Annotated in this window: 7 protein-coding genes; 3 read left to right on the top strand and 4 right to left on the bottom strand. The window is 73.7% G+C overall.

Annotated features, from left to right (window positions below; genetic code table 11):
- Positions 1-130: 130 nt before the first annotated feature.
- On the bottom strand, positions 131-1,078 hold the full coding sequence (locus ACIOJE_RS36060) for an ROK family protein (RefSeq protein ID WP_280678826.1): 948 nt from the start codon (positions 1,076-1,078) through the stop codon (positions 131-133).
- A gap of 291 nt (positions 1,079-1,369) precedes the next feature.
- Here ACIOJE_RS36060 and ACIOJE_RS36055 point away from each other — a divergent pair, with 291 nt between their 5' ends.
- A complete protein-coding gene (locus ACIOJE_RS36055) occupies positions 1,370-2,650 on the top strand; it encodes an extracellular solute-binding protein (protein WP_400782285.1) in 1,281 nt (426 codons plus the stop codon).
- A gap of 52 nt (positions 2,651-2,702) precedes the next feature.
- Here the strand turns inward: ACIOJE_RS36055 and ACIOJE_RS36050 are convergent, their stop codons facing one another.
- Positions 2,703-3,053 carry a cupin domain-containing protein gene (locus ACIOJE_RS36050; RefSeq protein ID WP_280678822.1) on the bottom strand — a complete coding sequence of 117 codons (351 nt, stop codon included), beginning with the start codon at positions 3,051-3,053 and terminating at the stop codon, positions 2,703-2,705.
- 67 nt (positions 3,054-3,120) lie between these two features.
- On the opposite strand from ACIOJE_RS36050, the gene ACIOJE_RS36045 reads away from it, so the two are divergent.
- Together ACIOJE_RS36045 and otsB are read left to right on the top strand one after the other, a co-directional pair.
- A complete protein-coding gene (locus tag ACIOJE_RS36045) occupies positions 3,121-3,381 on the top strand; it encodes a DUF3263 domain-containing protein (protein WP_400674084.1) in 261 nt (86 codons plus the stop codon).
- A 31-nt stretch (positions 3,382-3,412) separates the two neighbouring features.
- Entirely contained in the window at positions 3,413-4,252 is an 840-nt protein-coding gene (otsB, locus tag ACIOJE_RS36040) for a trehalose-phosphatase (RefSeq protein ID WP_348534103.1), read from the top strand.
- Positions 4,253-4,338: 86 nt separating this feature from the next.
- On the opposite strand, the gene ACIOJE_RS36035 is transcribed toward otsB, so the two are convergent.
- Together ACIOJE_RS36035 and ACIOJE_RS36030 are read right to left on the bottom strand one after the other, a co-directional pair.
- Complete coding sequence (locus ACIOJE_RS36035) at positions 4,339-5,805, bottom strand: trehalose-6-phosphate synthase (RefSeq protein ID WP_400782281.1); 1,467 nt, start codon at positions 5,803-5,805, stop codon at positions 4,339-4,341.
- Between the two features lie 50 nt (positions 5,806-5,855).
- Positions 5,856-6,857: a glucosyl-3-phosphoglycerate synthase gene (locus tag ACIOJE_RS36030; RefSeq protein ID WP_400782293.1), complete on the bottom strand. Its 1,002-nt coding sequence runs from the start codon at positions 6,855-6,857 to the stop codon at positions 5,856-5,858.
- Between the last annotated feature and the right edge of the window lie 29 nt (positions 6,858-6,886).

Below are 6,886 nucleotides of genomic sequence, written 5' to 3'. Positions count from 1 at the left end.
CCGGGTTCGCTCTCGCCGCCGAGGCCGGCGATGCGGTCGCCCTCGACGGCCAGGCGGTCGCCCTCGACGACGGCGCCGGGCAGGACCAGCCGGGCTCCGGTCAGCGCGGTACGGTCACGGTCCGCGGTGGTCACGCGGTCACCTCCATGGAGAGCAGATCCCAGGCGAGCAGGCCCGCGCCCAGGGACGCGGCGGTGTCTTTGAGCATGGCGGGTACGACCTTCGGGGGCATCTGGAAGGTCAGGCGCTCGGTGACCGCCGTGCGCAGCGGAGTGAAGAGCGTGTCGCCGGCCTCGGCCAGCCCGCCGCCGACGATCACCGTGGACGGGTCGAGCAGGCTCTGGGCGAGCACGATCCCGTCGGCCAGGGCGTCGACGGCGCCCTGCCAGACCGCGAGCGCGCGGTCGTCCCCGGCGTCCACCGCGGCGGCGCAGGATGCCGCGTCGGCGTCGGGGTCGCCGCTGGCCGCGGCCCAGGCGCGGGACACGGCGGAGGCCGAGGCGAGCGTCTCCAGGCAGCCGCGGGCGCCGCAGCCGCACTGCGGCCCGCCCGGGCGGACCACGACGTGGCCGATCTCGCCGCCGTAGCCGTGGGCGCCGGCCTCGATCCGGCCGCTGATGCCGATGGCGCCGGCGATGCCGGTGCCCAGCGCGATGAACAGAAAGCGGTCGACGCCCCGGCCGGCGCCGAGCCGGCCTTCGGCCAGGCCGCCCGAGCGCACGTCGTGGCCGAGCGCGACGGGGATGGCGGTGCCGTCGGGGCCGGCCAGGCGCTCGCCCAGCAGCTTGCGCAGCGGGAGGTCCCGCCAGCCGAGGTTGGCCGAGTAGACCGCGATGCCGTTCTTCTCGTCGATCGTGCCCGGGACGGCCACGCCGGCCGCGAGCGGAGCGACGCCGAAGCGGCTTCGGCCCTCGTCCGCCAGGTCGGCGGCGAAGTCGAGGATGGCGGCGACCACGGCGTCCGTGCCGTGCTCCCGCCCGGTCGGTCGGCGTGCTTCGAACAGCACGGAGCCGTCCTGGGCGAGCAGCGCGGCCTTCATGCCGGTGCCGCCTACATCGAGTGCGATGACGTGCTTCACGGAGGACAGTTTCCCTTGGTCGGGTAGAAGAGGTCTAGTCCAGTTGTGGGATTGGTCTGGTCCAAACGAGGTGAGCTTTGTCGCAGATGAGTGCGGTGTGCGGGGCTTTGCCCCGGATGCCGTACGTTCACTTTCTGTTGCGCATCGTGCAATGACCTCCGCACTTCGATAACTACTCGGCGGGCGCGGCGGAGTGGTGTGGACCACTGCCCGGTGGATTTGGCAGTGTTGCGCGTCCCCCTCCCGGATTTCCCCGTCCGGACGCAGTTCTCCCTGAAGGCGGTACCCGCGTTGAACAGGCGCGCCCACGTTCCCACCCGCGTCCTCGGTGCCGCGCTGGCCGGAGCACTGGTGCTCACCGCCATCAGCGCGTGCGGCGGGCAGGACGGCGGGCCGGTCACCCTCAAGCTGGTCGCCGCCGACTACGGGGAAAGCGCCGAGACCAGCTCCAAGCTGTACTGGGACGAGGTCGTGCGCGGCTTCGAGGCCGCCAACCCCGGCATCAAGGTCGACGTCGAGGTGGACAGCTGGACCGACATCGGCAAGAAGGTCGACGACATGATCGCGGCCGGCAAGTCGCCCGACCTGCTGCAGACCGGCGGCTTCGCCGACCAGGTCGCCGCGGACCGGTTGTACCCGGCCGCCGACGTGCTCTCGATGGACACCCAGGCCAAGTTCCTGGACACCTTCGCGCACGCCGGCCAGGTGATCGGCACTCAGTACGGCATCCCGTTCGTGTCCTCCTCCCGGGTGCTCTTCTACAACAAGGCGATCTTCCGCCAGGCCGGCATCACCCAGCCGCCGACCACCTGGAACGAGCTGCGCCAGGACGCCGAGAAGATCAAGGCCAAGGTGCCGGGCGTGACCCCGTACGGGCTGCCGCTCGGGCCGGAGGAGGCCCCGGCCGAGTCCATGCTGTGGACGCTGAGCGGCGGCGGCAGCCTCTCCGACGACGTCGGCAACTACACCATCGACAGCGCCCAGAACCAGGCCACCTTCGGCTGGCTGAAGAGCAACCTGGTGAGCACCGGGCTGACCTATCCGGACCCGGGCAAGATGAACCGCACCCCGGTGTTCCAGGACTTCGCGGCCGGGAAGGTCGCGATGCTGAACGGGCACCCGACGCTGCTGCGGATGGCCACCGCCGGGAAGATCGACTTCGGGACGGCGGCGATCCCGAAGAAGGACGGCGTGGGCAAGACCGGCAGCCTCGGCGTCGCGGACTGGATGATGGCGTTCAAGGCCAACGGGCACAAGAACGAGATCAAGAAGTTCCTGTCCTTCGTCTACACCCGCGATTACCAGCTGAAGTTCGACGAGCAGTACAACCTGCTGCCGGTCACCCAGGACGCGTTCACCCAGATGACCTCGGACCCGAAGCACGAGGACCTCAAGCAGTTCGCGGTCGGGCTCTCCAACGCCAGCTTCTACCCGTTCGGGGACCCGGCCTGGGGCGAGGTCAGCAACCGGATCAAGGCCGGGATCGGCGAGTCCGTCACCGGGGACCCGAAGCAGGTGCTCACCGGGCTGCAGGACGCGGCGGTCAAGGAGGCGGCCCGGGTCCGCAAGTGAACCCGGGCCGGGGGGCTGAGGCGTCCGAGGGGGCTGAGGGGTTTCGGGGCTCTCAGCGGAGGGTGATGGCGTAGGCCTTGCGGAGCGTCTCGTGGACGGTCCAGGTGGTCCGGTCGCCCTCGCGCAGCACGGCGCAGTCGCCCGGGCCGACCTCCAGGGTCGGGCCGCCCTCGATCTCGATGGTGGCCCGGCCGCTGAGCACCACGAACATCTCGTCCGCCTCGGTGTCGGTGACCACGCCCGGGGTGATCTGCCAGATGCCGCGCAGCTGGCGGCCGTCGGGGGACTCGGACAGGACCCGGCCGGAGACCTCCGGGGTGCCGGAGACGATCTGGGCCGGGTCGAGCGGGTCGGGTTCGAGGTCGGCGGTGGGGATGTGCACGGCGAAGCTGGGCGTGGTCATACCGCCGACGCTAGCCGGGGCGGCCGGGCGCCGGGGGGCGCAGAGTGTGTCGGGCTCACGCGCGAGAATGACACTCCGTAGTGACGGCGGAGGTGGCCTGGTGGGCGAGCTGAGTGAGCGGGACCTGGCGGTGCTGGCCCTGGAGGGGCGGCAGTGGCGGACGGCCGGGGCCAAGGAGCGGGCGATCCGGGAGGAGCTGGGGCTCTCCTCCACCCGGTACTACCAGCTGCTGAACGCGCTGCTGGACCGGCCGGAGGCACTGGCGCACGCCCCGGTGCTGGTGAACCGGCTCCGGCGGATCCGGGAGGCCCGGCGGGCCGCGCGGTAGCGGGCCGGGGCCACGGGGTATGGGCTCGGGCATGGGTTTCGAGGAGATGGTGACGCCGACCACCGACGCCGGCCGGGACGGCCTCCGGGCGATCCTGGCCGGGCCGGGTGACGCGGTGATCGCGCTGGACTTCGACGGGACGCTGGCGCCGATCGTCCCCGATCCGGACCGGGCCAGGGCGCATCCGGGGGCGGCGGCCGCGCTGCGGGCGCTGGCGCCACTGGTGCGGGCCGTGGTGGTGGTGACCGGGCGGCCGGCCGCGCTGGCGGCGGAGTACGGCGCCTTGGCCGGGCTGCCCGGGGTCGTGGTGCTCGGGCACTACGGCGCCGAGCGCTGGGAGGGCGGCGAGGTGACCGCGCCGCCGGTGCACCCCGGGGTGGCCGGGGCACGGGCGGCGCTGCCGGGCCTCCTGGCGGCGGCGGGGGCGCCCGAGGGGACGTGGGTGGAGGACAAGGGGCGCTCGCTGGCGGTGCACACCCGGCGTACGGCAGCACCGGAGGAGACGCTGGAGCTGCTGCGGGCGCCGGTCGGCGAGCTGGCGGCCGGGCACGGGCTGGTGGTGGAGCCCGGGCGGCTGGTGCTGGAGCTGCGGCCGCCGGGGGTGGACAAGGGCGCGGCGCTGACCGGCTTCCTGCGCGAGCGCGGGGCCCGTTCGGTGCTGTACGCGGGGGACGACCTCGGGGACGTGGCGGCCTTCGCGGCGGTGGAGAAGCTGCGCGGTGCGGGGGTGGCGGGGCTGCTGGTGTGCAGTGGCGCGGTGGGGGACGCGCCGGTGCGCGAACTCGCCGACCGGGCGGACCTGGTGGTCCCGGGCCCGGCCGGCGTGGTGGGGCTGCTGGCGGCGCTGGGGGAGGCCCTCAGCTCGGGTTGAGCCGGGGCACGGCGCGTCGGGCCGGATCACCGCGCGTCGGGCCGGATCACTGCGCGTCGAGCCGGATCACCGCGTGTCGGGCTGGTTCACAGTGCGTTGAGCTGGTCGAGGAACCACTGCTGCGGGGGCAGCGCGGTGGCCGCCGCGGCGAGGCGCTTGGTGCGGTCGGCGCGCTCCTCCGTCGGCATGGTGAGGCCCGCGTGCAGGGCGTCGGCGGTGGCGATGACGTCGTACGGGTTGACGGTGAGCGCGTCCTCGGCGAGTTCGGCGTACGCGCCGGCCTCCCGGGAGAGCACCAGGGCGCAGCCGTGGTCGGAGACCACCGGGACCTCCTTGGCGACCAGGTTCATGCCGTCCCGGATCGGGTTGACCAGGGCCACGTCGGCGAGCCGGTAGGCGGCCAGGGAGCGCGGGAAGTCGTCGTCGACGTGCAGGATCAGCGGCTGCCAGCCGGGGGTGGCGAACTCCTCGTCGATCTCCCGGGCGAGCCGGCGCACCTCGTCGGTGTAGGCGCGGTACTCGGCGAGGTCGGTGCGGGAGGGGTAGGCGAAGGCGATGTGCACCACCCGGTCGTGCCACTCGGGGCGGGTGCGCAGCAGGTGCCGGTAGGCCTGGAGGCCGCGGACGATGTTCTTGCTCAGCTCGGTGCGGTCGACCCGGACGATGGTGCGGCGTCCGCCGACGGCCTCGCGGAGGGTGGCGAGACGCTCGTCGACGTCCGGGCGGTGGGAGCGTTCGCGCAGGAAGTCGGCGTCGGCGCCGAGCGCGTGGACGCCGAGGTGGGTGGTGCGGCCGGCGTGGGTGACGGTCATCGCCTCGTGGTCGACCTCGGCGCCGAGCAGGTCGGCGCAGCAGTCGGCGAAGGCCAGGGCCCAGCGGCGGGTGAGGAAGCCGGCCCGGTCGGCGCCCAGGATGCCGGTGAGGACGGCCTCGGCGACGTCGTCGGGCAGCAGCCGGAAGTACGTGGGCGGGGCCCACGGAGTGTGCGAGAAGTGGCCGATCCGCAGGTCGGGGCGGAGGGCGCGGAGCAGGGCCGGGGTCAGCGAGAGGTGGTAGTCCTGGACCAGCACGGCGGCCCCGGGCGCGGCCTCGGCGGCCAGCGCCTCGGCGAAGGCGGTGTTGTAGGCGCGGTAGGCGGCCCACTCGGTGCGGAACCCGGCGTCGAAGACGGGGGCGGTGGGGGTGGCGTAGAGCAGGTGGTGGACGAACCAGAGGGTGGAGTTGGCGACGCCGTTGTAGGCGAGGGCGAAGGTTTCGGGGTCGATGTCCAGCATGCGGACGGCCTGGCCGCCGACGTCGTGCCCGGCGAGGTCGAGCCGGCCGTGCGGGGCCTGTCCGGCGGCCTGCCGGTCGGCGGCGCCGAGAGCGGCGCAGACCCAGACGGCGTCGGGGTCGTCGATGGCGGAGAGGCCCGAGACCAGGCCTCCGCCGCCGCGTCGGAGGGTCAGCGTGCCGTCGTCCGAGGTGCTGAACGACACCGGTCCCCGATTGGATGCCACCAGGACGGGGGCGGTGCCGGTCGCACTCGAACGTTCGGTCGTGAGATCGCCCATGGTTGGTACGTTGCCGTGGCTCCGGTGCGGCAAACCCTTTCGGCGGGCGTTCAGTGCCGGGTCGCGTACTCGGGCACGGTGTGCATCGGGGGGCGTTCGAGGGCGGTCACCGGGTGGGTGTGGGCGGTGAACTCCCGGGTCTGCGGGTCGCGGGTGAACTGGGTGAGCAGCGGGTGGACCAGGTCGGCGGAGGCCTTCAGCCGGTGGGTGCGGTCGAGGCGTTCCAGGGCGGTGCGGTAGATGGTCGCCGCCATCCGGCCGAGGGCCTGGCCGTCCTGGTGCCGGTGGTGCCGGACGCCGACGTCCACCTGGGCCAGGGCGTCCAGCCCGACCGTCTCCAACGCGTCGACCAGCAGGCCGAGTTCGACGCCGTAGCCGGTGGGGAAGGGGAGCCGTTCGAGCAGCGCGCGGCGGGCCGCGTACTCGCCGCCGAGCGGCTGGACGAAACCGGCGAGTTCCGGCCAGTGCAGGTTGAGCAGCGGGCGGGCCACCAGTTCGGTGACCCGGCCGCCGCCGGACGGGACGACCGCGTCGTCGCCCGCGCCGGAGCCGCCGACCGACACTTCGAGCGGCCGGTCGTACATGGCCTTGACCAGCTGGATGTCCGGTTCGGTGAGCAGCGGGCCGAGGATGCCGGAGACGAAGGTCGGGTCGAACTCGCGCAGGTCGGCGTCGACGAAGCAGACGATGTCGCCGCGGGTGACCAGCAGCGAGCGCCAGAGCACCTCGCCCTTGCCTGGGGCGGCGGGCAGCCGGGGCAGGATCGCGTCGCGGTGCTCCACCCGGGCGCCGGCCCCGGCGGCGACGGCGGCGGTGGCGTCGGCCGAGCCGGAGTCGACCACGACGAGTTCGTCGACCAGCGGGAGGCGCTCCATCAGCTCGCGGCGGATGGTGCGGACGATGTCGCCGACGGTGGCCTCCTCGTCCAGCGCGGGCAGCACCACGCTGACCGTCTGGCCGGTCCGGCGCTTGGCCTCCAGGAGGGCGTGCACCGGCCGGTCGGCCGCGCTCCACGAGCGGCGGCGCAGCCAGGACGCCGCCTGGGGGAGCAGCGCGGGGGTCGGTTCGGCGGGCACTGGAC

Source organism: Kitasatospora sp. NPDC087861, from assembly GCF_044742585.1.
Classification (GTDB): domain Bacteria; phylum Actinomycetota; class Actinomycetes; order Streptomycetales; family Streptomycetaceae; genus Kitasatospora.
This window is presented reverse-complemented; position numbering and strand designations above follow the sequence as displayed.